The organism is Sphingobium sp. 3R8 (genome assembly GCF_020166615.1).
In the GTDB taxonomy this organism is placed as follows: domain Bacteria; phylum Pseudomonadota; class Alphaproteobacteria; order Sphingomonadales; family Sphingomonadaceae; genus Sphingobium; species Sphingobium bisphenolicum.
Map to the genome: position 1 here is coordinate 46,145 of NZ_JAIQXR010000003.1, position 24,269 is coordinate 70,413.

Sequence of the window (24,269 nt, forward strand, 5' to 3'; positions counted from 1 at the left end):
ACCAGTGGCGAGGCTGTTGCAAGTCATTAGCATCGCAAGCCGCCTGCGCTATACAGTCGATCGTTGAGGGGGGCACGCGGGGACTCAGGGATGTCAGCAGCCTAGAGCCTGATGACCTCAGGTCGCCCCATCTTGCCAACATATACACTCAATGGCGGCGCGTTTGTCTCAGGCCACCAGCGCCTCGACCGTCGGCAGGCGGACCTGGAAGATGCTGCCTTCGCCGGGCGCGCTATGCTTGAGCGAGAGCGCGCCGCCGTGCAGCGCTACCAGTTGGCGAACAAGGGCCAATCCGATGCCAAGGCCGTCCTGCGCATCGCCGGTCGACCGCTTGACCTGCGCGAACAGGTCGAAGATCCGGGCCTGCATGTCCGGCGCAATGCCGATGCCGGTGTCCGCCACCTCTATCTCCGCCCAGCCATCGACCGTCCGAACGGTCAGGCGCACTTCGCCGCCCGGCTGCGTATATTTCGCCGCATTGCTGAGCAGATTGCTGACGATCTGGACGACGCGCGCATAATCGGCGTCCAGTTTAATCGGATCATCGGCGATATCGATGACGAGCCGGTGCTGCGCCGCCTCGATCGTCGGCTGGCAGGTTTCCACGGCGAAGGCGAGGACATCCTGCAGCACGATGCGCTGGATCTTCAGCGAAATCTTGCCCTGGTCGATGCGGGCGATATCGAGGATATCCTCGATCAGGCGGGACAGATGATGGACATGCCGGTCCATCCGGCCGCGAATGTCGCGCGCGGCCTCCGTTCCTTCGCGCTTCTCCAGCAAATGCAATCCGGCCGCCAGCGCCGCGATCGGGTTGCGCAATTCATGTCCCAGGATTGCGAGAAATTCGTTCTTGCGCCGGTCCGCCGCCTGAAGCGCGCCGGCCAGCGTCGCCAGTTCGTCGCGCTGCGCGATGATCTGGCGACGCTGGTCGTGCAGATCGAAGAAGATGGCGGCCTTGGACCGCAATATGTCCGCTTCGATCGGCTTCTGGATGAAGTCCACCGCGCCCGCCTCATAGCCGCGGAAGCGGCGCTGCCGGTCGGCGCTGCCGGCGGTCACGAAGATGATCGGGACATGGCGCGCGCGTTCGTTGCCGCGCATATATTCGGCCAGTTCGAACCCGTCCATGCCGGGCATCTGGACGTCGAGCAAGGCGAGCGCGACATCGTGGACCAGCAGCAGTTCCAGCGCTTCCTCGCCCGAACGGGCCTTCAGACAGATCAGCCCATCGCGCTGGAGCAGCGCTTCGAGCGCCAGCAGATTTTCCTCAAGGTCGTCGACCAGCAGGCAATATAGGGGATGCGTGTCGCTGGTCATGTCGCCGCCAGTGTCAGAAGATAGGAAATGATGTCGTCCAGGGTCATGGCTTGCGCGGATGGACAGACTGCGAGCGCGGCCGCCGGCATGGTCGGCACCTGTGCATCGGCCGGTTCCTGCGCGATCGCGACGCCGCCGACATCGGCCACCGCCGCCAGGCCCGCCGCGCCGTCATGATTGGCGCCGGTCAGGACGATCCCCACAAGCGCGGGACCATAAGCGTCGGCCGCGCTTTGCAGCAGCACGTCGATCGCCGGGCGGCTGTGGTTCACCTGCTCGTCCCACGACAAGGCGAGCGATCGGTCGGCCTCCACCAGCAGATGATAATCGGATGGCGCGAAATAGATCGTTCCCGCCGCGATCGGTTCCTTATCTTCCGCTTCCCTGACCTGAAGCGGGCATTTGGATCGGAACAGGTCCACCAGCGCATTGTCGCGGTCGGGCGGCACATGGACGACGATCAGCACCGGCAGCGGGTAGTCGGCAGGCAGCGCCGGTAATATCCGCAGCAACGCCTGCACCGCGCCGGCCGACGCGCCGATCGCGATCGCCTGGATCTGCTGTGCCGTCATGGCTCCCGCCTCTGGTAGATTTTCTCCTCGCGCACGAAATCGGCGAAGGACGGCGCGTGATCGGAAAAGCGCAGGCTCTCCTTCGACCCCAGGCCCAGAAATCCCTTGCGCGCGAGGGAGTCGCGGAACAGGCCGAGCGCCCGATCCTGCAGGTCGCGGTCGAAATAGATAAGGACGTTACGGCACGAAATGAGATGCATTTCGGCGAACACCGCATCGGTCACCAAGCTGTGGTCGGAAAAGACGACCTGCGATCGCAGGCTCTTGTCGAACACGGCGCGGCCATAATCCGCCGTATAATAGTCGGACAGCGAAGACCGTGCGCCCGACTGCTGATGGTTTTCGGTGAACTTGCGGATCTGTTCTAGCGGATAGACGCCGGCTTCCGCGGCCTTGAGCGCGTCGGGGTTGATGTCGGTCGCGTAGAAGAGCGTCCGCTGGTCCAGCCCTTCCTCCCGGAACAGGATCGACAGCGAATAGAGTTCTTCACCGTTGCTGCAGCCCGCGACCCAGACCTTGAGCGATGGATAGGTGCGCAAATGCGGGATCACCTTTTCCCGCAGGGCGCGGAAATAGCCGGGATCGCGGAACATCTCGCTGACCTGCACGGTCAGATAGTTGAGCAGGCGCGGCAGCGTCGCGGGATCGTGGAGCAGATGGTCCTGCATGGCGGAGAAACTGGCAAAGCCCAATTGCCCGCGCGCCTGCACCAGGCGGCGCTTGATCGACGCGCGCGCATAATGACGAAAGTCATAATGATAGCGTTGATACAGCGCCTCCAGCAGCAACTGGATTTCGATATCCTCGACGCCCGCCTGCATGGGGCCTTGCACTAGCGCGGCATCCATACACGCACCAGCGAGAGCAGTTTGTCGACGTCGATCGGCTTTGCCATATAATCGTTGGCGCCCGCTTCCAGGCAGCGCTGCTGGTCGTCCGGCATCGCCTTGGCCGTCAACATCAGGATCGGCAACCCCGCCCAGCGCGGATCGCCGCGCAGCGCGCGCGTGGCGGTGAGTCCGTCCATCACCGGCATCATCACGTCCATGAGGACAAGGTCGATGCTCTTTGCTGGATCGTCCAGCGACTCCGCCAGCGCATCGATCGCCTCCTGCCCGTTGCGCGCGATCTGGACCGCCGCGCCGCGCGGCTCCAGCACGCTGGTCAGCGAGTAGACGTTGCGGACGTCATCCTCGACGATCAGGATGCGGCGCCCTTCCAGCGCGGCATCGCGATTGCGGGCCTTCTGGATCATCTTGCGCTGTTCGGGGGGCAGTTCCGACACGACCTGGTGCAGGAACAGCGACACTTCGTCCAGCAGCCGTTCGGGCGACTTGGCGCCCTTGATGATGATCGAGCTGGAATAGCGGCGCAGGCGCTGCTCGTCGTCGGGCGACAGGTCGTGGCCGGTATAGACGATGACCGGGGGGAAGCCATGATCCCCCTCCTCGCTCAGCGTCTCCAGCAAGGCGAAGCCCGATGTGTCGGGCAAGCTCAGGTCCAGCACCATGCAATCGAACGTCTGCTGGCGCAGTTGTTCGAGACATTCGGCGGCGGTGCCGACGCCGACCGTTTCGACATCGTCGGTCAGCAGCAGCCGCGCCACCGCATCGCGCTGGACCGGGTCATCCTCAACGATGAGGACGCGCCGTACCCGCGTCGCCAGCTTGGCGTGCAGGCTTTCCAGCACTTCGGCGAGCTGTTCGCGCTTCACCGGCTTCACCAGATAGCCGACCGCGCCGAGCGACAGCGCAGCCTGGCTGTGGTCGGACGCCGAGACGACATGGATCGGAATATGGCGCGTCGCCTCATCATGCTTGAGCCGATCGAGAACGGTCAGCCCCGACTGGTCGGGCAGGCCGAGGTCGAGCACAACGGCGCTGGGCATATAGTCGCGCGCCAGCCTGATCGCCTCTTCCGCGGTGCCGGCGATGATGCACTGGAAACCCATGTCGCGCGACAGGTCGCACACGACCGAGGCGAACACCTCGTCATCCTCAATGATCAGCAGCAGGCGGCGCCCTTCGGCGATCGAGGCGCGGTCGTCCTCCACTATCCATTGGGGCTGGACCGGGACGTGTCTGGGGGGCGCGGGCGTTGCCGGCGCGACCGGCGCAGGTTCGACGCGGGCTGGCGCCGCGACGGGGCGGGACCCGACCGCCGCCGGATCATAGGCCAGCGGCACGATCAGGGTGAAGCGGCTGCCCTCTCCCGGCTTGCTCTCCAGGCTGATGTGGCCGCCGAGCAGGCGGGCGAGCTGGCGCGAGATGGACAGGCCGAGGCCAGTGCCGCCATAGCGCCGGCTGATCGTACTGTCCGCCTGATGGAAGGCTTCGAAGATATGCCCCTGCTGTTCGGTCGACATGCCGATGCCGGTGTCGGTGACGGCGAGCGCGATCCGGTCCCCCTCCGCCGGCGACAGGGTCAGGCGCACGCTGCCTTGTTCTGTGAATTTGAAGGCGTTGGACAGAAGGTTCTTGAGGATCTGTTCGATCCGCATCCGGTCGGTTTCGATCGCGCGGGGGCAGTCGGGAGCGACCTCTATTTCGAACGCCAGATTGCGCGTTTCGGCGACAGGCTGGAACAACTGGCGGAGGTCGCCGACCAGCCGTTGCAGCGGCACGGTTTCGGGCTGGACCTGGATGTGCCCGGCCTCGATCTTCGACAGGTCGAGAATGTCGTTGATGAGGGTGAGGAGATCATTGCCCGACGATTCGATCGTCCGCGCGAACTTGACCTGATCGTGCGACAGATTGCCTTCGGAATTGTCGCCCAGCAGCTTGGACAGGATCAGCAGCGAATTGAGCGGCGTGCGCAGTTCATGCGACATATTGGCCAGGAAGTCCGATTTATACTGGCTCGCCTGTTCCAGTTCCCGCGCCTTGGACTGCAATGTGCCGGTCGCGCGCTCCAGTTCGTCGCGCTGGTTTTCCAGCGTCTGGGCCTGCTCTTCCAACTGGCTGTTGGTCTGTTCCAGTTCGACCTGCTGCTGTTCCAGACGAACCTGCGATTCCTTGAGCGCGCGGCCCTGCTCCTCCAGCTCCTCGTTGGAAACGCGCAGTTCCTCGCTCTGCGCCTGCAACTCGCCCGACTGGCGCTGGGTTTCCTCCAGCGCATCCTGTAGCCGCGCGCGAAAGCGGGCCGATCGCAGGGCGATGCCGATCGCCGGCGATGCATGGTCGAGAAGGTCAAGGACGGCGGGGCTGACCGGCTGGAAAAATCCCAGTTCCAGCACCGCGTTGACGACCTCGTCCGCCTTGGCCGGGATGATGACCAGATGCCGGGGCCGGTCCCTGCCCATCGCCGATCCGATCGTCAGATAGCCGTCTGGAATATCCTGCAGGACGAGCGGCGCGCCTTCCGCGGCGACCTGACCAAGCAGTCCTTCCTTGATCAGGAAACTGGCGGGCAGGTCCGCGTCTGCCGGTATGCCGAGCGTAGCGGCGCGCTGGAAGCGGCCCCCTTCGCCCTTGAACAAGGCGCCGCCCTGAAAGCCGAGATAGCGGGCCAGGAAGACAAGGATCGCTTCGCCCAGTTCCTCGACCGACTTTTCTCCCCCCATCGCCGTCGACAGGCCCAGCTGGCCGGCCTGCAACCATTGCTGACGGGCGCGGGCGCGGTTGCTTATCCGCATGAGAATGAAGATGACGAGGGTCAGGCCCGCGCCGATCAGGCTGGTGATAATCCCGGTGGTGATTGCCGTGCGCGACGCCGCCGCCATGTCGTCCATGCGAACTTGGCGCAGCCGCAACTCTTCCTGCGCCATGCCGTTCAACTGCGCCCGGATCGCGTCCATTTCGATCTTGCCACGGTCCGTGGCCACCACGGCCAGCGCGGCGCCAACCCCCTTGGTCCGGCGCAGATAGACCGTTTCGCGCAATTCCGCCACCTTGGCGTCGACATGCCGTTTCAACACGGCAGCATTGGCCTGCTGCGTCGGATTGTCGCGGGTCAGCAGAATGACCGCCTTCATGCGTTCGGCGAGATTCTGCACCGCGCTGTCATAGGGTTCCAGATAGGCCTGGGTGCCGGTCAGCAGATAGCCACGCTGCCCGGTTTCGGCATCCTGCGCCGTCGAGAGCAGATCGTCGAGCGCGATCAGCACGCTGTGGGTGTGGCGGATCGCTTCGTCGCTTTCGCGCAGGCTCTGGATATTGCGATAGGCGATCGTGCCGCTGACGAGGAAAAAGGCCAGGCCGACCGCCAACCCCAATGCTGCCCAGATCGACGCGCGCGACAGCGGGCTGCCCGCAAAAGCTGTTTTTCCGATTGCCATGGACGTTCGCGTAAAGGGGTCTCAGCCATCCGCCAAGCAATTGTTTTGCCGGATAAGCCGGGATTGCGCCTGCGCGCCCCGCAAAGCTGATCTGCATCAACATCGGCTGGCGACGGCCGCGCAATGCCCCCTGGAGATCCATGCCATGTCGGTCCTGGGTCGCCTTTCGCCGAGGATATTGTTAGAAGGCGCATGTGATTGTCGGAGCGGATATGACCCATGGCTCATCGTCGGCGGACCCGGATGCGTCGGGTGCCCAGTCCTTCCTGATCGAAGCGAGCGAGCAGCTGGCTGCCGCCCGGTCGATGGCGGAAGTCGTCGATGTCTTGCGCCGGACGGCGCGGTCCGCGATCGGTGCGGAAGGAATCGCCATCATCCTCAAGGATGGCGACCTGTGCCATTATGTCGCAGAGGATGCGATCGGCCCCTTGTGGAGCGGCAAGCGCTTCCCGGCCGATAGCTGCGTGTCGGGTTGGGCGATGCGCCATGCCCGGACCGTCGCCATCGCCGACATAGAGAGGGACGATCGGGTGCCGCAGGACGCCTATCGCCCGACCTTCGTCCGCAGTCTGGTGAGCGAACAGAGTCCCGTCGCCACCCTTGGCGCACCCGCCCGGCAGGGCGGCTTCAGCGGCACCGTCCTGCTGGTCGACGATGAAGATGTGGTGCGGGCCAGCACTGCGGACATGCTCGCGACCTCGGCTTCGACGTGCTGGAGGCGCGCTCCGGGGGCGAAGCGGTCGAGCATCTGCGACAGGCCGATCACATCGACCTTGTCGTGACCGACCATATCATGCCGCACATGACCGGCGTCGAACTGGCGCAGGAAATCGCGCTTATCAACCCCACCTTGTCGGTGCTGATCGTATCGGGTTATTCCGACGCGGTCGGGCTGGCCGCAGGCCTGCCCCGGCTGGGCAAGCCGTTCCGGCAAGCGGATCTGGCCGCCGCACTGGCGAGCATCCGGCACCATCCGCTGTTCGCACCGCTCAGCATAGCGACGGAGACTCGTGCGGACTGACCCGTCAGATCAGTCCGCGGTCCAGCCCCCATCCACCACCAGGCTGGTGCCGGTCATCAGCGCCGCCGCATCCGAGGCGAGAAACACCGCCACGCCCATCAGATCCTCCACTGTGCCCAGTCGGCCGAGCTTGATCTTGTCCAGCACGCTGGCGAGGAATGCCTTGTCCTCGAAAAAGGGTTTGGTCATCGGCGTTTCGATGAAGGTCGGGGCGATGGTGTTGGATCGGATGCCATGGGGTGCCAAATCGAGGGCCATCGCCTTGCTCAATCCCTCCAGCCCCCATTTGGATGCGCAATAAAGCGAACGGCGCGGACCGCCGACATGGCCCATCTGCGACCCCATATGGATGATCGACCCGCGCACCCCCGCATCGATCATCCGCCGCGCCACGCTCTGGGCGACGAAGAAGGCGGCGCGCAGATTGAGGCCCAGCACGGCGTCATAATCCTCTTCCGACACATCGGTAAAAGGCTTGGGCCGGTTGGTGCCGGCATTGTTGAGCAGTATGTCGAACGGCGCGACGCCGTCGAGCGCCTGCGCCGTGCCAGTCACGTCGTTGACGTCGAGCAGCAGTGCGTCGGCCTGGCCGCCCGCCGTGCGGATCGCCTGCGCGCCTGCCTCGACCTCGCCATGGCTGCGGGCGGCGAGGGTGACATGCGCGCCCGCCTGCCCCAGCGCCGCCGCGCAGGCGAGGCCGATGCCCCGCCCTGCCCCGGTCACCAGCGCCCGTTTGCCGTCCAGCCGGAAACTCGGCGTCGTCGGTAGTGTGTCCATGCTCAGGCGGCCGTCGCCGGGGTCGGTTCCGCCATGCCGGCATAGGGCACGTTGCGTCCGCCGTAACGGCGCACGCGGATATTCGCCTGTTCGCCATGGCCGGCGAAGCCCTCCAGCCCGCACAGGCGGCTGCAATATTCGCCGACCAGTGCAGATGCCGCATCGGTCAGCACTTTCTGATAGGTGCAGGTCTTGATGAACTTGCCGACCCACAGCCCGCCGGTATAGCGGGCCGACTTTCTGGTCGGCAGCGTATGATTGGTGCCGATCACCTTGTCGCCAAAGCTGACATTGGTGCGCGCGCCCAGGAACAGGGCGCCGTAATTGGTCATGTTCTGCAGGAAATAATCGGGGTCTGCGGTCATTACCTGAACATGCTCCGAAGCGATCGCATCCGCAATCCGAACCATTTCGGCATCATCTTCCGCCACGATCACTTCGCCATAGGTTTCCCACGCCTTGCGCGCATAATCGGCGGTCGGCAGGATCATCAGCAGGCGTTCGATTTCCCGCATCGTCTCGCGCGCCAGCTTTTCCGATGTGGTGAGCAGCACCGCCGGGCTGTCCGGCCCATGTTCCGCCTGCCCCAGCAGATCGGTCGCGGCCAGTTCCGCGTCGCAGCCAATCTCGTCGGCGATCACCAGCGTCTCGGTCGGGCCGGCGAACAGGTCGATGCCGACCCGGCCGAACAACTGGCGCTTGGCTTCTGCGACGAAGGCGTTGCCCGGTCCGACCAATATGTCGATCGGATCGATGCTCTGCGTCCCCAGCGCCATGGCGCCGATCGCCTGGATGCCGCCCAGCGCATAGATGGCGTCCGCTCCGGCCATGGCCTGCGCCGCCACGATGGCCCGCGCAGGCTGCCCCTGGAAGGGCGGCGCGCAGGTGATGACCCGCGGAACACCCGCCACCTTGGCGGTGATGACCGACATGTGCGCGGACGCGAGCAACGGATATTTGCCGCCGGGCACATAGCAGCCTGCGGCGTTCACCGGCAGATTCCTGTGTCCCAGAATCACGCCCGGCAGCGTTTCCACCTCGACATCGTGCATCGATGCGCGCTGAATCTGGGCGAAATTGCGCACCTGCGTCTGCGCGAATTCGATATCCTTGCGCTCCTGCGGCGTCAGGCTGTCGACGCAGGCGTCGATTTCCGCCTGGCTGAGCCGATAATCGTCGCGGTCCCAGCCGTCGAACTTGATCGACATCTCCCGCACGGCGGCGTCGCCGCGCATTTCGATGTCGGCCAGCGCCGCCTCGACGATGTCGCGCACCTTGCGGTCCGCATCCGCTTTCGCTTCGGCGGTTGCGCCACGCTTCAGATATTGAGCCATATTGCTGATCCTCGTTTAAAAGCCATTCACCGCCGTCTCGACATGATCCACGTCCGGCGGTGTGACGAAAAATGGGCCGACCAGCGCGCGCCACGCCTGATAACCGGGCGAATTGCGGAAGCCGTCGACATGCGCGGCGACGGTGTCCCAGCCCACGACCAGTCGATAATGACCCGGCCGATCCACCGACCGGTCGAGCCGAAAACTGCGGCACCCGTCCGCTGCGCGAAAATGCGGGGTCGCCAGCGCGACCGCGGTCTCGAAGCGCTCCGCATCCGCCGGATCAATCTCGATCCGCGCCACTTCCCTGATCATGCCGGTCTCTCCCCGAATCGCGATATTGATTGCATACTTATGCATCACTATTTTCGCAACGCTCTTCGCGGATAGAATGCTGAATCATAGGTAAAGGTCGAAATATGCTTGCAATCATATTCAACAAACATGATCGGCGGTTGCTCATTCCTGCAACTCTTGCGAAGAAGGGCCGTGACCATCAGCGACCGCTCCTTCATCACCGCCCATGACGTCGCCCGCGCGGCCGGGGTGTCCCAGTCCGCGGTGTCGCGCGCCTTTACGCCCGGCGCCAGCGTGGCCCCCGACACGCGCGCGCGCATCATGGACGCCGCAACGCGGCTCGGCTATCGCCCCAACCTGCTCGCGCGCTCGCTGATCAGCGGCCGCTCCAACATCGTGGGCGTGGGCGTCGGCGATCTGTCCAACCCCTTCTTCGTGGAGACGTTGCAGCTATTGTCGCGAACGCTCGATGAGGCCGGGCTTAGGCTGCTGCTCTTCCCGGCCGAGGCCCAAGGCGGCGGCGAGCCGTCCATCAACGAAATCCTGCATTATCGCCTCGATGCACTGGTGCTGCTGTCCGTCGGCCTGTCGTCTGGCCTGGCGGAAGAATGTCGCAAGGCGCAAGTGCCCGTGGTCCTCTACAATCGCACGACGCAGGACCATGCCGCCTCCAGCGTGATCGGCGACAATGGCATCGGCGCACGCACCATTGCGGCCCATTTGCTGGCGGGCGACCACCGCCGCATGGCCTTCATCGCCGGCGCGGATGGTTCATCCACCAACATGCAACGCGAAAAGGCCTTTTTCGGCTATCTTGCCGAACAGGGCGCAACTGCGCCCCTTCGCGCAGCCGGCGACTATCGGACCGAGGTCGCCACCGCTGCAACGCGGCAATTGCTGGCCGGCCAGGATCGGCCCGACGCCATCTTCTGCGCCAATGACAATATGGCGATCGCCGCGATCAATGTCGCGCGGCATGAATTTGGGCTGGATGTCGGCAGGGAAATCTCGATCGTAGGCTATGACGATGTGGCGATGGCCGCATGGCCGGCTTTTTCCCTCACCAGCTATGCCCAGCCTGCGCAGCGCATGGTCGACGAAGTGTTGCGGCTGATCCTGGCCCTCCGCGACGATCCCGATCGGCATGAGGATGTGGTGGTCGATGGTGGACTGGTGGTCCGCGGCAGCAGCCGGACGATCCGTCCGCGATGACCGCGATCATCGAGGGATAGAGGCCCGCTGCCTGCCCGTTGCGATCGCCGCCCGGTTCAGTCCAATATGCCCGGCAGGTCGAGGCCCTTTTCGCGCGCGCATCTCAGGGCGATGTCATAGCCCGCGTCGGCATGGCGCATGACGCCCGTCGCCGGGTCGTTCCACAGCACCCGCTCCAGCCGCCGCGCCGCCGCTTCGCTGCCGTCCGCGACGATCACCATGCCGCTATGTTGCGAATAGCCCATGCCGACCCCGCCGCCATGATGCAGGGACACCCATGTCGCGCCGCTGGCGGTGTTGAGCAGCGCATTGAGCAACGGCCAGTCGGATACCGCATCCGATCCGTCGCGCATGGCTTCCGTCTCGCGATTGGGGCTGGCGACCGATCCGCTATCCAGATGATCCCGGCCGATCACCACCGGGGCCTTCAGTTCGCCTGTCGCCACCATCTTGTTGAAGGCCAGTCCCAGCCGGTGGCGGTCGCCAAGGCCCACCCAACAGATGCGCGCCGGCAGGCCCTGGAACCGGATTTTCTCCCGCGCCATGTCGAGCCAGCGGTGGAGTGGCGCGTTGTCGGGCAGCAGTTCCTTCACCTTGGCGTCGGTGCGATAAATATCTTCGGGGTCGCCCGACAGCGCCGCCCAGCGGAACGGGCCGATTCCGCGGCAGAAGAGCGGGCGAATATAGGCGGGGACGAAGCCGGGAAAGTCGAAGGCGTTCGCTACGCCCTCATCCTTCGCCACCTGCCGGATGTTGTTGCCATAATCGACGGTCGGTACGCCTGCCGCCTGGAAATCGAGCATCGCCTGGACGTGGATGGCCATCGACGCCTTGGCTGCCGCCGCGACGGTTTCAGGCGCGCGTTCGCGCTGTTCGATCCATTGCGCGACTGTCCAGCCGGAGGGCAGATAGCCGTTGACCGGATCATGGGCCGACGTCTGGTCGGTCAGCAGATCGGGCCGGATGCCGCGGCGGTAGATTTCGGGCAGGAGGTCGGCGGCATTGCCGAGCAGGCCGACCGAAACGGGCGTGTTTGCGGCATTGGCTTGCTCGATGATCGCCATCGCCTCGTCGATCGTGTCCGCCGCACGATCAAGATAGCCGGTGCGCAGGCGCATCTCGATCCGGCTGGGCTGGCATTCGATCGCCAGGCAGGAGGCCCCCGCCATCACCGCGGCAAGGGGCTGTGCCCCGCCCATGCCGCCCAGGCCCGCCGTCAGCAGCCAGCGGCCCGACAGATCGCCGCCATAATGCTGGCGGCCCATCTCGACGAAGGTTTCATAGGTGCCCTGCACGATGCCCTGGGTGCCGATATAGATCCAGCTACCCGCCGTCATCTGGCCGTACATGGCCAGCCCCTTGCGATCCAGTTCGGCGAAATGCTCCCAATTCGCCCATTTTGGCACCAGATTGCTGTTGGCGATCAGCACACGGGGGGCATCGGCGTGCGTGCGAAAGACGCCGACCGGCTTGCCCGATTGCACCAGCAGGGTCTGGTCGTCGTCAAGTCCGCGCAGCGCTTCCACGATCTTGTCGTAACTCTCCCAGTCGCGCGCGGCACGGCCGATGCCGCCATAGACGACCAGTTCCTCCGGCCGTTCGGCGACGTCGGGGTGCAGGTTGTTCATCAACATGCGCAGCGGCGCTTCGGTCAGCCAGCTTTTGGCGGACAATGCGGTGCCGGTGGCGGGGTGGATGATGCGGCTGTTGTCGAGGCGGGTCATGGCGATACTCCTTCAGGCGCGGGCAAAGGCGATGCACGCCGCGATGATGGTTTTGAGGTCGGCGATCAGCGGGGTCGCAGGATCGAAAGGCGGTGGCCAGTTGCCGGGCGATGGCCGCGCCGGCTCGACCAGATAGCCGCCCATGGCGAGTTCCATCTGGATCGCATGATAGCCTTCCGCCGGTCGGCCATAGTGACGCGTCGTCCAGCCACCCCGGAAGCGCCCGTTGAGGACATGGTTGCGCCCGATCGCCCCGACCGTGCCGACCACGGCCTCCTCCAGAACGGGATCGCAGGTCGTGCCGCCATCCGTGCCGATATTATATTGCGGCAGTTGGCCGTCGAACAATCGGGGTACATGGCTGCGGATCGAATGGGCGTCGTACAGCACGACCTTCCCATGCAGAGCGTGAAGCCGATCGAGTTCCGCCGACAAGGCCGCATGATAGGGGTTGAAATAGGCGGTGCGCCGATGCGCAATCTCCATCTCGTCCGGCTCCTGGTCCACATGATAGAGCGGTTCGCCGTCGAATGTTTCGGTCGGGCACAGCCCTGTCGTCGTCTGTCCTGGATAGAGCGACTGGCCGGACGGATCGCGGTTGCAGTCGATCACGCTGCGCGACAGGCGGGTCCGCACCATAGTCGCCCCCATGTCGGCGGCGAAGGCGTAGAGCCGGTCGATCCACCAGTCGGCATCCTTGCGCGCCAGCCAGGGCGACACGAAACGATTCTCCAGCTCCGCCGGAATATCGGTCCCCGTATGCGGCAGGCCGATCACCAGCGGCGCATCGCCGGATATGATGTCGATCCAGTCGGTCATGACAGGCCCGGCAAGTCTATGCCCGCCGCTACGATCAAGGCGCCCGATCGAATGATGGCGTTGGCCGCCTCCATATCCGGGTGGAAATGGCGATCATCCTCCAGCATCGGAACGTCGCGGCGCAGGCGGGCACGGGCGCGCTCCAGCGCGGGACTGGACGCCAGCGGCGCATGGAAATCGCACCCCTGCACGGCCGCCAGCAATTCGATACCGATGACGGCTCCCGCATTGCGCGTCATGTCCAGCAAGCGTCGGCTGCCATGTGCGGCCATCGACACATGGTCTTCCTGATTGGCGGAGGTTGGCAGGGAATCGACGCTGGCCGGGGTCGCGCGCTGCTTGTTTTCGGACACCAGGGCCGCGGCGGTCACTTGCGGAATCATGAAACCGGAATTGAGTCCCGGCCGCGGCGTCAGGAAAGCGGGCAGACCGGACAGGGCCGGATCGACCAGCATCGCGATGCGCCGTTCGGTGATCGACCCGATTTCGCAAATGGCGAGCGCGAGCATGTCAGCGGCGAAGGCGACCGGTTCGGCATGGAAATTGCCGCCGGAGAGTGCCTCGTCCGTGTCGGGGAAGATCAACGGATTGTCGGATACGCCATTGGCCTCGATCGCCAATGTCGTCGCAGCCTGGCGCATCAGGTCCAGCACCGCCCCCATCACCTGCGGCTGGCAGCGCAGGCAATAGGGGTCCTGCACCCGCGCATCATTTTCCAGATGGCTCGCGCGGATCGCCGATCCCGCCGTCAGTTCCCGCAGCGCCCTGGCGGTTTCGATCTGGCCCGGCTGGCGGCGCAATGCATGAATGCGCGGATCGAAAGGCGTGTCCGATCCCTTCGCCGCTTCGGTCGCGAGTGCGCCGGTGATCAGCGCGGACTGGAACAGATTTTCCGTTTCGAACAGGCCCGCGAGGGCGTTGGCGGTCGAAAACTGAGTGCCGTTGAGCAGCGCCAGCCCCTCCTTCGGGCCAAGCGTCAGGGGAGACAGGCCGGCCCGCTCCAGCGCGGCGCCAGCGGGCAGGCGCTGGCCATTCATATCGATTTCGCCGACGCCGATCATCGCCGCGGCCATATGCGCCAGCGGCGCAAGATCGCCGCTCGCGCCCACCGACCCCTGCGACGGCACGACCGGCGTCAGGCCGTGCTGCAACAGGGCTTCGAGCATCGCCACCGTTTCCGGCTTCACGCCCGACGCGCCCTGAGCGAGGCTGACGAGCTTGAGCGCCATCATCAGTCGTATGATCGGGACCGGCGAGGGCTCTCCCGTGCCGGCCGCATGGCTGAGAACGATATTGCGCTGGAGCGTCGCCAGATCCGCGTCGCCAATCCGGACGCTCGCCAGTTTGCCGAAGCCGGTGTTGATGCCATAGACCGGCTGATGTCGCGCCAGGATGCGCTCGACCGCCAGCGCGCTCGCCACGATCGCCGGCGCGCTGGCAGGATCGATATAGGGCGTTGCGCCCCGGTAGATGGCGCGCCACTGGCTCAGACTGGTTTCGCCGGGGGTAAGAATGATCTGGCTCATAGGCCCTTCCAGATGCGGGCATGGAGCGGGTTATGCCCCATGCGATAAACGAGTTCGGCCGGACGTTCGATGTCCCAGATGGCAAGGTCGCAGCTCTTGCCCGCCTCGATCGTGCCGGTTTCGTCGCTCGATCCCAGCGCGCGGGCCGCGTGGCGCGTGACACCCAGCAGGCATTCCTCGACGGTCAGGCGGAACAGGGTCGCGCCCATGTTCATGACGAGAAGAATCGACGTCAGCGGCGACGTGCCGGGGTTGCAATCGGTCGCGAGCGCGATCGGCACGCCGGCGGCGCGCAGTCCCTCGATCGGCGGCAACCGGGTTTCGCGAGTGAAATAATAGGCGCCCGGCAACAAGGTCGCGACCGTTCCGGCCCGCGCCATGGCGGCGACGCCTTCCGTGTCGAGATGTTCGAGATGATCGGCCGACAGCGCGCCCGCTTCGGCCGCCAGCCTGGCGCCGTTAAGGTTGGAAAGCTGTTCGGCGTGCAGCTTGACCGGCAGCCCCAGCGTGCGCGCGGCGCCGAATACGCGGCCGGTCTGATCGGCCGAAAAGCCGATCCCTTCGCAAAACGCATCGACCGCGTCGACCAGGCCCAGACCGGCGGCCGCGGGCAGCATGTCCTCGCAGACCAGGTCTATATAGCCGTCGGAATCGCCTGCATATTCGGGTGGGACGGCATGCGCGCCCAGGAAGGTCGTGTGAATGGTGACGGGCCGTTCTTTGCCCAACGCGCGGGCGGCGCGCAGCATCTTGATCTCGTCGTCGCACGTCAGGCCGTAGCCGGACTTGATCTCGACCGTGGTCACCCCTTCGTCGATCAGCGCATCCAGCCGCCGCATGGCGCTTCCGACCAGTTGCGCTTCGCTGGCCGCTCGCGTCGCGCGCATCGTCGACAAAATGCCACCGCCCGCCCGTGCAATCGCCTCATAGGAGGCGCCGGCCAGCCGCAGTTCGAATTCCTGTGCGCGATTCCCGGCATGGACCAGATGGGTGTGGCAGTCGATCAGGCCGGGCGTTATCCAGCGCCCGTCGCAGCCGATCACCTCGTCCGCTTCGAAGGTAGGCGCGTCGGCGGCGGAGCCGACATGGATGATGCGCCCGTCGACAGCGGCGATCACGCCATCGTCGATGACGCCCAGGCCTTCGCCCGCCATCGTCGCCAACCGCGCATCCCTCCAAAGTCGATCGCATTGCATGTCGAATCTCCCTGCCCTCCGAGCATTGCACCGATGAATAATAATGTATAGACATAATATCGGAGGCCAGCCGATGAATGCGAACGCAAGCCATTTCGTGCATTTCGCCACGGCCCTGCTGCCAGAGGGCTGGGCGGATGATGTGCGGATCGCCATCAGCGATGGGGTGATCGCCTCGATCATATGTGGCGCCCACGCCCAGACCGGTGACGATCGGCACGGTATCGCCCTCCCCGGCCTGCCCAACCTGCACAGCCACGCCTTTCAGCGCGGCATGGCCGGTCTCGCGGAGGTTCGCGGATCGACGAACGACAGTTTCTGGACCTGGCGCGAAACCATGTATCGCTTCGTCGATCGCGTGACGCCCGACCAGCTTCAGGCGATCGCCGCTCTCGCCTATGTCGAGATGCTGGAGGGCGGCTTTACCCGCGTCGGGGAGTTTCACTATCTCCATCATGACCGTGACGGTCGCCGCTTTGCCGATCCCGCGGCCATGAGCGCCGCGATCGTCGCGGCGGCGCAGGACAGCGGCATTGCACTCACCCATCTGCCGGTCTTCTATGCCCATGCCGGCTTCGGCGGCCTGCCGCCCGGCGACGGACAGCGCCGCTTCCTGCATGACATGGACGGTTTTGCGGCGCTCCTCGACCGGCTGCGCACCGGCCTTTCCCTTTTACCGGATGCGATATTGGGCGTCGCTCCCCACAGCCTGCGCGCGGTGACGCCGCCACAACTGAGCGCGCTGGCCGCGCTGAGCGACGGGCCGATCCATATCCATGTCGCCGAGCAGGTGAAGGAGGTGGAGGATTGCGTCGCCTGGAGCGGCGCTCGCCCGGTCGAATGGCTGTTGGCCAATATGGCGGTCGACAGCCGCTGGTGCTTCGTCCATGCGACCCATATGACCGACACGGAAACGCAAGCGCTGGCGGCAAGCGGCGCCGTGGCGGGCCTCTGCCCGATTACCGAGGCCAATCTGGGCGACGGCCTGTTCCCGGCCGCCGGATTCATGGCGGCCGGCGGCGGTTATGGCATCGGGTCGGATTCCAACATATTGATCGACGCGACCGAAGAACTGCGTCTCCTGGAATATGGTCAGCGGTTGGGCGCGCGCGGTCGTAATGTCATGGCGTCGGCGGGCGGATCGACCGGCGGCGCGCTCTTTCGCGGCGCGTTGCAGGGCGGGGCGCGTGCGCTTGGCGCCCCGGCCGCCCTGGCTAAGGGGGCATCGGCGGATTTTCTTACGATCGACGGCGATCATCCTTCTCTGGCCGGGCGGCAGGGGGATGCGATCCTCGACGGGTTGATCTTCGCCGCAGGTCGGTCGGCGATTGACGGCGTCTGGCGGCGCGGTCGCCGCGTCGTCGAGCAAGGCCGGCATATCCATCGCGACCGTATTGCCGCGCGCTATCGGCGCGTGCTCGCAGATCTGCTCGCATGAAGCCGGCGACGCTGCACGATCGCATCCGCCAGGATATAGAAAATCGGATCATGGCGGGTGTGTGGGAGCCGGGGCACCGCATTCCGCCGGAGCATGAATTGATGGCCGAATATGCCTGTTCGCGGATGACCGTGAACAAGGCCATATCCGCCTTGACCGAACGCGGCCTGATCGACCGGCGCAAGCGCGCGGGCAGCTTTGTCGCTGCGCCGACGATGCATCGCGCGATGCTGGAGATTCCGGACGTGGCGGTGGAGGTCGAACGACGAGGGCGCAGGCATAGCATAGAAATATTGGAGCGAATCGAACGGGAGGGCGATAGCGATGATCGTCGCCTGCTGGCGATGACGGCGGGGCCGGTACTCGCCTTGCGTGGCATCCATCGCGCCGATGGAACGCCCTTCGCGCTGGAAGAGCGACTCATCAACCTTGTCATCGTCCCTGCCGCCGCGGATATAGACTTTACGCGCGAAAGCCCCGGCCGCTGGCTGCTCGGCCATGTTCCCTGGACGGACGCGCAGCATCGCATCACGGCGACGGCCGCGACCGCCGCCCAGGCGGCGCATCTGGACCTGCATCCAGGCGCGCCATGCCTGTCGATCGAACGCGCCACATGGCGCACCCAAGAACGCATCACGCATGTCAGACTGCTTTATCCGGGCGATCATGCATTGAGCGCGCGCTTCATCGCCTGATCGCCGCCGCGCCGGCCCTTCAAAGCATGGGAAACCGGCCGTATTCCGCCGGAAAGGGAACCTGCCATCTGGGGCGCGGGTTATCGCGCCAAAGGAGAAGGCGATGGATGAGACTGGGAACAAAGAGGAAAGCGTCACCCATGTGACGACGACCGACGCGCGAAGTGGCTCGCGGACGCGGGTTACCCGTAATATCCTTGCGGTCAGCCTGCTGCTGATCGTCATCCTTCTGGCGGTGGCAGTCGGGTTCGGCTTTTTCGAAACGGGTCAGTCCGGTGCCGACAATGTGAATGTCGACAACGGCGCGCAGCAAAGCGGTCATCCATCCAATGGCGGTTGATGCCGGGCGGCTTGTCGTTCGGAGGGGACGCAGAGATCGTCGACACAGGGGGCAATTCGATTGATCTTACTTCCTTGTCCACTCAGCCGACCGCCGACCGCCTTCCCGGGTTGCTGTTCGGCTTTTTCAAGCAAAATCAATGGCTAGGCAAAAATTGGCCGGTGGCCGCGTTAACCATTTTTTCACAAATATCGACAAGATTCGGGGATGCTCGACCTGATCGAGAACAACTGCGCCGAAAAATCGACGCTTTCGCTGCTAAAGGAATGTCGCGATGACAGTCGATAAATTGGCCTTCAGATTTGACCGGAGGCAACATCCGCGCTTCGTCACCGCTTTCGAAGCCGAATTGCTCGAAGGCGATGAAGCGCGCATGGTGATCGTCGGCGATATCTCGGCGGGCGGATGCCTGCTGGAAGAAGGTCGCGGATTAAAGGTCGGTAGTCGCGTGCAGCTCCGCGCCAAGGGGCTGGACATGGCATCGCGTATCAGCTGGGTTCGCGACGACCTGTGCGGCGTGCGCTTCACCCAGATGGTGGACCCGCTACAGGTCATTCAAGATAATATGACGAGCGTTCCAAGCCTGACGGATATGATCGCGAAATTCTCGCGGGACCGCCTGGACGGGGCCGAATTACGGCGTTGAAATTCCGTCCGGGATGCCGAAGCGGACCGGCCGGAACCGATCAGCTTCATAGGACAGATCAGCTTTTCGCCTTGTCCAGATCATAGCTGCCCAGCCCCGGCTTGAATGTCTTTTCGTCGATAAACTGCCGGGTCGCTTCCTTGCGGCCTTCGCTGTCGAAAAAGCCGGCCGCTTCCTGCGCGCGCACCAGATAATCCTCCGCATTATGGTAGGTCATTTCGCGCACGCGGCGGATGGCCCATTTCGTGGCGCGCAGAGCTTCCGCATTCTTGCCCAGCAACACGGTCGCGATTTCCGTCACGCGCGCTTCAAGCGCGGCGGCCGGCACGGCTTCGTTCACAAGGCCCCATTCCGCCGCCTGCGTGCCGGTCAGGTTCTCGCCCATCATGGCGTGATACATCGATCGCCGGAACCCCGTCAGTTCGGTGATGATCTTGCTCGCGCCGCCGCCGGGCAGGATGCCCCAGTTGATTTCGGAAAGGCCAAACTGCGCATCTTCCGCCGCGACAGCCAAGTCGCAGGCAAAAAGCGGGCCATAGGCACCGCCGAAGCACCAGCCGTTGATCATCGCGATCGTCGGCTTCTGATACCAGCGCAGCCGTTCCCACCAGCCATAGGCCTCTCTTTGCGCCTTGCGCGTCGCGTGCAGGCCTTGCTGCTCATTTTCCCGGAAATATTCTTTCAGGTCCATGCCGGCGGACCAGGACGTCCCTTCGCCCGTCAACACCAGCACTCCGACATCGTCCCGAAATTCCAGCTCTTCCAATATCCGCATCATCTGCCGGTTGAGCTTGGGGCTCATGCAGTTGCGCTTCTCCGGGCGATTGAACCACACAGTGGCGATGCGGTTTTCGACCTTGAAGCCGACAGTATCTTCTTCTGCGCGATCAGACATGGCATTCCTTCCCGGATTGACTAAAGCTTGCTATGATAGATAGCATAATTTAATTGCTATGTACAATAGCATAATGGAGCCTTGATGCACGATCCTCTTGCCCATCTGCCCGGCTACGCCCTGCGTCGGGCGGCGCATGTGATGATGGATGATCTTTCCACGCGTCTGCAGGCAATCGACCTGAAATTGTCCGAGGCGTCGGTTTTGCTGCTGATCGACGGGCGGGACGACATTACGTCGAGCGAGATCGGGCGCGTCCTCGACATTCAGCGCGCGAACATGGTGCCGCTGCTCAATCGTCTGGATGCGCAGAGGCTGATCCGGCGCAGGCCGCTGGATCGCAAGTCGATGGCGATCATGCTCACCGAGGAGGGGCAGGAACGGCTCGTGCGCGCAAAGGCCATCACCGAAGCGTTCGAGGCGGACCTGTTGGCGCGCATTCCCAGGCAGCATCGGGATCATTTCGTTCCGGCGCTCAATGCCCTTTGGATGACGGCGCCGTAGCCCGATTGCGGCGGGGCAACGGACAATGACCGGCGCCCCACGCGCCGCCCAAAGCCAAGCCCGGCGTCATCGCCTATCCGCCTGGTGACAAAAGAGACTCGTGCCAGCGCCGCTCATTTCTGCTTGCATATCGGATCGTCTCCACCCTTGCGCAGCGCCGGATTTTGAAATTGAAGCGACTTGTGCTAAAGCCACTTTGCTGAACGTCGCGTTTTGACGGATATCGGGCCGCTTCGGCTCTCCTTTGTCCCCATATTTGCCTCTAAAAGCCGGGATGCGCGAATTGTCGCGTATGCCCGTGGACTTGCGACAAGGAGACTTCGTTATGATCACCGGAACCGTCAAATTCTTCAATGCCGACAAGGGCTATGGCTTCATCGCTCCGGAAACCGGCGGCGACGATGCTTTCGTCCATATTTCCGCCGTCGAACGCGCCGGCCTGCGCACGCTCGATAAGGACCAGCGCGTGACCTACGAACTGGAAAAGGACCAGCGCGGCAAGATGTCGGCAGTCAATCTCCAGGCGGCCTGACAAGGCATTATCGGGGGGACTTGGCCGGGCGGCTCCATCGCCTGGCCCCTTCCCGCCTGCATTTGGAACAACAGGATATTTCTCTGCATGAAAAGATATAAGGAACCACAGTTTCAGGAGCGCATAGCTGCGGCGGCGCGCGCCCGAACGGCGGTTCTCGAGCAACTGCGTGACAAGCCTCCGGTCGATGAGGCCGCGGCGGCGGAACGCGCCGAACGGCGTCTCGCAAAGGAAGCGGCTGCGCGGGAAAAGCGTCAGAATGCGCTTCTGGCGGCCAAGGAAGAAAAGGCCGCCAAGCGGGCGCTGGCCCTGGAAGCCGCGGCGGCAAGCGCCGCACGCCAGAAGCCGGTGCTGACGGAAGCCGAACGCAAGGCCGCGCGCGACGCGCGCTATCTGGCCCGGAAGAACCGGGCCTGATTTTGAAGAGGCATGGCGCATTTCCACCGTCAGGCGGCAATCCGGGGATTAACGTCCCAACGGCGCGCCCTGCGGGAGGATCATGCGCCTTTCGCCTGCAAACAGAACGCGGCACAGGCCGCCAGGATTTTACAATGAATATCACTCCCGAAACCCGCGGCCGCCCGGCCCTCCGCCTGCCTTACGGCCGGTCGGCCGGACGACCGGCCACGCCGGCAGCAGCAATCCTGTCGAGCTGCGAATTGAAGCAGATCGTCGCGGCCGTGCTGGGCTGAACATCGCAGGCCGGGAGGACATATGTCCTGCCGGCCTCCCAATATTATAAGGAACACCCATGAGCCGAGAAAAAATCCGCCCCTTTTTGATTACCAAGGATGAGGAAGGGAATTTTCGGCTCACTGTTCGCGAAACCCGCTATAATTCCCAGGGCTATCCGCTCGTAACATCTCAGTTGCAGGATGAAGTGTTCAAGTCGGCAGCGGCCGTGCGCAATTTCGCGCGCGACACGTTCAAGGCTCAACCCGGACAATATGCCACGCAATAACAGCGCATCAAGCCAATGAAGGGGCATGTTTTTGGCCATAACTGCTGAAGTTGCGACAGTTCCGGTGGAACTGATCGACACGGCCGATCTTCCCGATGGCGGGACATTGCGCCTGTTGCGGCGCGGCGACGATTATTCGATCCGCTTTCGCGACACGGAATTGATGGGCAATCAGGTTCGGCAATCCGAAGAGGCACTGGCCATTTTGACATGCCAGCGGCTGGCGCATTCCGACAGCCGCATCCTCATCGGCGGGCTGGGCATGGGCTTTACGCTGGGGGCAGCGCTCAAAGCGCTCCCGGAGACTGCCGCCATCACGGTGTCCGAACTCCTCCCGGCGATCGTGGAATGGGCGAAAGGGCCGCTGGCCCACCTGTTCCACGACTATCTGACCGACGACCGCGTGTCGCTGAAGATGGGCGACGTCCATGATGTCATCGTGCAGGAGACGGTCGGATATGATGCGATCCTGCTGGATGTCGACAATGGACCCGATGGGTTGATCCACATCGCCAACGAACGGCTCTATTGCAACTGGGGGTTGCGTGCGGCCTATGCGGCGTTGCGACCCAGGGGCATTCTGGCCATATGGTCGGCATATCCCGACGACGATTTCGTCATAAGGCTGGAGCAGGCCCGTTTCGATGTCGAAGAGGTTGATGTGGCGGTGGTGATCGACGGCGAGCCCGCTACCCACACCATCTGGTTTGCGACCCGACGGGAATGATGCCACGACCGGGATGGTCGTTTATTCGTCTGGTCCATATCAGTCCCCATGATGGCGCGGCACCGCGCCACAGCAGCTTCTCGTCCCCTCCCCCTGTTTGTCCATTACATGGGCCGTCACTTCTGATCCTCGCATGACATCAATTCCACCGTCAGCCGGGAAGACGCCTGTCATCTCGCCCCGGACGCGACCACAATCAGCTGGAGATTGACTTTTTCACGATCACCTTTGGCGAGACGTCGGACGAATATTCGCAAGAATTGCAGCTCAACCTCAATATCGACGGAAACAAGCTGGTCATCGGTGCCTGAGCGCATCGAGGGTGGCGATGTGACGGGGCGTCTCCTGCTTAAGGCAGCAGGACGGCCTTGATGCAGCCGCCCTCATGTTGAGCAACGACAGCGGCGTTGATTTCGGCCAGCGGGAAGGTCGCGATCAGGCGGTCGAACGGGAAGCGACCCGCGCGATGCAGCGCCAGCAGTTCCGGGATGAAGCTGTCCAGGTCGCTGTCGCCCTCGACGATGCCGATGATCCTGTGGCCATAGGTAATGACCGACGCCAGGTTGATGGCGATGCTGCTTTCGGGCCGGGGCGGAACACCGACCAGTCCCAGCATGGCGTGGCTGGCGAGACTGGCGAGTGCCGCTTCGACCACCGTCTCGCGCCCGCTCGTTTCCAGCGCGAAGTCCACGCCATCGGGCAGGATGGCGCGGATCGCCGCGGACACGTCTTCAGATGCCGGGCCGCTGGCCGGGTCGATGACATGGGTCGCGCCCAGCTCCAGCGCCATGGCGCGGCGGCTCGCGATCGGCTCGACCAGAATGATGGTCGCGCACGCGCGAATGACGGCCGCCATCACCGCCGCCAGCCCGACCGGACCGCCGCCGAAGATCGCGATGCTGCTTCCCGGCGGGCAGGCCATGGATCGCATGACGGCGCCCGCGCCCGTCTGCAGGCCGCAGGCGAGCGGACCGAGGGTTTCGAGCGCGATCCCCTGTGCATCGACGCGCACGACATTGCGCTCATGGGCCAGGGCGTGGCTGGCGAAGGAAGATTGGCCAAAGAAGCTGGCGGACAGGCGTTGCTCGCCAAGGCTGAGGCCGGAACTGCCGTCAGGACGCGCGCCGGTGTAGTTGAGCATGGGGAAGTCGCGACAATAGGACGGCAGATGCTCGCCGCAGCGGGCGCAATGGCCGCAACTGCTGAAGCCGATGACGACGGCGTCGCCGACCTGCACCTTCGTTACGGCAGAACCGATCGCCTCAACGATGCCCGCGCCCTCGTGGCCAAGCACGGCGGGCAGCGGGATCGGAATGAACTGGTCGCGCGCGACGAGGTCGGTGTGGCACAAGCCGACCCCAGCGATCCGTACCCGTACCTCATTGGGCCGGGGCGTCTCGATCTGCACCGTTTCGACCGAGAAATCCCCGTGCGCTTCGCGCGCGATCGCCGCCATG

General features: G+C 64.2%; 27 protein-coding genes. 14 read left to right on the forward strand and 13 right to left on the reverse strand.

The window, feature by feature from the left end; genetic code table 11:
* Positions 1–168: 168 nt before the first annotated feature.
* Genes K9B33_RS03715 through K9B33_RS03730 form a run of 4 tightly spaced genes read right to left on the reverse strand, consistent with a single transcriptional unit; the run spans position 169 to position 6,168 of the window.
* Positions 169–1,320, reverse strand: a complete 1,152-nt coding sequence (locus K9B33_RS03715; RefSeq protein WP_224546795.1) for a hybrid sensor histidine kinase/response regulator — start codon at positions 1,318–1,320, stop codon at positions 169–171.
* On the reverse strand, positions 1,317–1,892 hold the full coding sequence (locus K9B33_RS03720; protein WP_224546796.1) for a chemotaxis protein CheB: 576 nt from the start codon (positions 1,890–1,892) through the stop codon (positions 1,317–1,319). The genes K9B33_RS03715 and K9B33_RS03720 overlap by 4 nt, the downstream gene beginning before the upstream one ends.
* Complete coding sequence (locus tag K9B33_RS03725) at positions 1,889–2,740, reverse strand: CheR family methyltransferase (RefSeq protein ID WP_411973985.1); 852 nt, start codon at positions 2,738–2,740, stop codon at positions 1,889–1,891. Before K9B33_RS03725 ends, K9B33_RS03720 begins: the two co-directional genes overlap by 4 nt.
* On the reverse strand, positions 2,725–6,168 hold the full coding sequence (locus K9B33_RS03730) for a response regulator (protein WP_224546797.1): 3,444 nt from the start codon (positions 6,166–6,168) through the stop codon (positions 2,725–2,727). The genes K9B33_RS03725 and K9B33_RS03730 overlap by 16 nt, the downstream gene beginning before the upstream one ends.
* Before the next feature lie 212 nt (positions 6,169–6,380).
* On the opposite strand from K9B33_RS03730, the gene K9B33_RS03735 reads away from it, so the two are divergent.
* On the forward strand, positions 6,381–6,950 hold the full coding sequence (locus K9B33_RS03735) for a GAF domain-containing protein (RefSeq protein WP_224546798.1): 570 nt from the start codon (positions 6,381–6,383) through the stop codon (positions 6,948–6,950).
* Positions 6,878–7,189 carry a response regulator gene (locus tag K9B33_RS03740; protein WP_224546799.1) on the forward strand — a complete coding sequence of 104 codons (312 nt, stop codon included), beginning with the start codon at positions 6,878–6,880 and terminating at the stop codon, positions 7,187–7,189. The genes K9B33_RS03735 and K9B33_RS03740 overlap by 73 nt, the downstream gene beginning before the upstream one ends.
* Before the next feature lie 9 nt (positions 7,190–7,198).
* Here the strand turns inward: K9B33_RS03740 and K9B33_RS03745 are convergent, their stop codons facing one another.
* The 3 genes from K9B33_RS03745 to K9B33_RS03755 are packed head-to-tail and all read right to left on the reverse strand — an operon-like array spanning position 7,199 to position 9,615.
* Complete coding sequence (locus K9B33_RS03745; protein WP_224546800.1) at positions 7,199–7,966, reverse strand: SDR family NAD(P)-dependent oxidoreductase; 768 nt, start codon at positions 7,964–7,966, stop codon at positions 7,199–7,201.
* A gap of 2 nt (positions 7,967–7,968) precedes the next feature.
* Complete coding sequence (gene hisD / locus K9B33_RS03750) at positions 7,969–9,300, reverse strand: histidinol dehydrogenase (RefSeq protein WP_224546801.1); 1,332 nt, start codon at positions 9,298–9,300, stop codon at positions 7,969–7,971.
* A 15-nt stretch (positions 9,301–9,315) separates the two neighbouring features.
* Positions 9,316–9,615, reverse strand: coding sequence for a putative quinol monooxygenase (locus K9B33_RS03755; protein WP_224546802.1), 300 nt, complete (start codon positions 9,613–9,615; stop codon positions 9,316–9,318).
* A 174-nt stretch (positions 9,616–9,789) separates the two neighbouring features.
* On the opposite strand from K9B33_RS03755, the gene K9B33_RS03760 reads away from it, so the two are divergent.
* Positions 9,790–10,809 (forward strand): LacI family DNA-binding transcriptional regulator, encoded by a 1,020-nt coding sequence (locus tag K9B33_RS03760; RefSeq protein ID WP_224546803.1) that lies wholly within the window; start codon positions 9,790–9,792, stop codon positions 10,807–10,809.
* Positions 10,810–10,865: 56 nt separating this feature from the next.
* On the opposite strand, the gene hutU is transcribed toward K9B33_RS03760, so the two are convergent.
* Genes hutU through hutI form a run of 4 tightly spaced genes read right to left on the reverse strand, consistent with a single transcriptional unit; the run spans position 10,866 to position 16,074 of the window.
* Complete coding sequence (hutU, locus tag K9B33_RS03765; RefSeq protein ID WP_224546804.1) at positions 10,866–12,533, reverse strand: urocanate hydratase; 1,668 nt, start codon at positions 12,531–12,533, stop codon at positions 10,866–10,868.
* Between the two features lie 12 nt (positions 12,534–12,545).
* The gene (hutG, locus tag K9B33_RS03770) at positions 12,546–13,352 is read right to left on the reverse strand and encodes an N-formylglutamate deformylase (protein ID WP_224546805.1); all 807 of its coding nucleotides are present in this window, start codon (positions 13,350–13,352) and stop codon (positions 12,546–12,548) included.
* On the reverse strand, positions 13,349–14,878 hold the full coding sequence (gene hutH / locus K9B33_RS03775) for a histidine ammonia-lyase (protein WP_224546806.1): 1,530 nt from the start codon (positions 14,876–14,878) through the stop codon (positions 13,349–13,351). The genes hutG and hutH overlap by 4 nt, the downstream gene beginning before the upstream one ends.
* Entirely contained in the window at positions 14,875–16,074 is a 1,200-nt protein-coding gene (hutI, locus tag K9B33_RS03780; protein ID WP_224546807.1) for an imidazolonepropionase, read from the reverse strand. The genes hutH and hutI overlap by 4 nt, the downstream gene beginning before the upstream one ends.
* A gap of 73 nt (positions 16,075–16,147) precedes the next feature.
* On the opposite strand from hutI, the gene K9B33_RS03785 reads away from it, so the two are divergent.
* The 5 genes from K9B33_RS03785 (at position 16,148) to K9B33_RS03805 (ending at position 19,193) form a co-directional block, all read left to right on the forward strand.
* Positions 16,148–17,512, forward strand: a complete 1,365-nt coding sequence (locus K9B33_RS03785) for a formimidoylglutamate deiminase (protein WP_224546808.1) — start codon at positions 16,148–16,150, stop codon at positions 17,510–17,512.
* A complete protein-coding gene (hutC, locus tag K9B33_RS03790; protein WP_224546809.1) occupies positions 17,509–18,207 on the forward strand; it encodes a histidine utilization repressor in 699 nt (232 codons plus the stop codon). The genes K9B33_RS03785 and hutC overlap by 4 nt, the downstream gene beginning before the upstream one ends.
* Positions 18,208–18,310: 103 nt before the next feature.
* Entirely contained in the window at positions 18,311–18,547 is a 237-nt protein-coding gene (locus K9B33_RS03795) for a hypothetical protein (protein ID WP_224546810.1), read from the forward strand.
* On the forward strand, positions 18,547–18,825 hold the full coding sequence (locus K9B33_RS03800) for a hypothetical protein (RefSeq protein ID WP_224546811.1): 279 nt from the start codon (positions 18,547–18,549) through the stop codon (positions 18,823–18,825). Before K9B33_RS03795 ends, K9B33_RS03800 begins: the two co-directional genes overlap by 1 nt.
* Positions 18,822–19,193, forward strand: coding sequence for a PilZ domain-containing protein (locus tag K9B33_RS03805; protein WP_224546812.1), 372 nt, complete (start codon positions 18,822–18,824; stop codon positions 19,191–19,193). The genes K9B33_RS03800 and K9B33_RS03805 overlap by 4 nt, the downstream gene beginning before the upstream one ends.
* 58 nt (positions 19,194–19,251) lie before the next feature.
* On the opposite strand, the gene K9B33_RS03810 is transcribed toward K9B33_RS03805, so the two are convergent.
* Positions 19,252–20,088 carry a p-hydroxycinnamoyl CoA hydratase/lyase gene (locus K9B33_RS03810; RefSeq protein WP_224546814.1) on the reverse strand — a complete coding sequence of 279 codons (837 nt, stop codon included), beginning with the start codon at positions 20,086–20,088 and terminating at the stop codon, positions 19,252–19,254.
* Between the two features lie 84 nt (positions 20,089–20,172).
* Here K9B33_RS03810 and K9B33_RS03815 point away from each other — a divergent pair, with 84 nt between their 5' ends.
* The 6 genes from K9B33_RS03815 to K9B33_RS03840 all read left to right on the forward strand — a co-directional run bounded on the left by K9B33_RS03815 (position 20,173) and on the right by K9B33_RS03840 (position 22,812).
* Positions 20,173–20,592 (forward strand): MarR family winged helix-turn-helix transcriptional regulator, encoded by a 420-nt coding sequence (locus K9B33_RS03815; RefSeq protein ID WP_224546816.1) that lies wholly within the window; start codon positions 20,173–20,175, stop codon positions 20,590–20,592.
* A gap of 325 nt (positions 20,593–20,917) precedes the next feature.
* Positions 20,918–21,124, forward strand: a complete 207-nt coding sequence (locus tag K9B33_RS03820; protein WP_129927484.1) for a cold-shock protein — start codon at positions 20,918–20,920, stop codon at positions 21,122–21,124.
* Positions 21,125–21,211: 87 nt separating this feature from the next.
* Positions 21,212–21,541 carry a DUF6481 family protein gene (locus K9B33_RS03825; RefSeq protein WP_224546818.1) on the forward strand — a complete coding sequence of 110 codons (330 nt, stop codon included), beginning with the start codon at positions 21,212–21,214 and terminating at the stop codon, positions 21,539–21,541.
* Positions 21,542–21,675: 134 nt separating this feature from the next.
* Positions 21,676–21,816: a hypothetical protein gene (locus K9B33_RS03830; RefSeq protein ID WP_224546820.1), complete on the forward strand. Its 141-nt coding sequence runs from the start codon at positions 21,676–21,678 to the stop codon at positions 21,814–21,816.
* Between the two features lie 59 nt (positions 21,817–21,875).
* Positions 21,876–22,085, forward strand: a complete 210-nt coding sequence (locus K9B33_RS03835; RefSeq protein WP_082679199.1) for a hypothetical protein — start codon at positions 21,876–21,878, stop codon at positions 22,083–22,085.
* 31 nt (positions 22,086–22,116) lie between these two features.
* Positions 22,117–22,812 carry a spermidine synthase gene (locus tag K9B33_RS03840; protein WP_224546821.1) on the forward strand — a complete coding sequence of 232 codons (696 nt, stop codon included), beginning with the start codon at positions 22,117–22,119 and terminating at the stop codon, positions 22,810–22,812.
* Between the two features lie 349 nt (positions 22,813–23,161).
* On the opposite strand, the gene K9B33_RS03845 is transcribed toward K9B33_RS03840, so the two are convergent.
* On the reverse strand, positions 23,162–24,268 hold the full coding sequence (locus K9B33_RS03845) for an NAD(P)-dependent alcohol dehydrogenase (protein ID WP_263499469.1): 1,107 nt from the start codon (positions 24,266–24,268) through the stop codon (positions 23,162–23,164).
* Position 24,269: the final 1 nt, after the last annotated feature.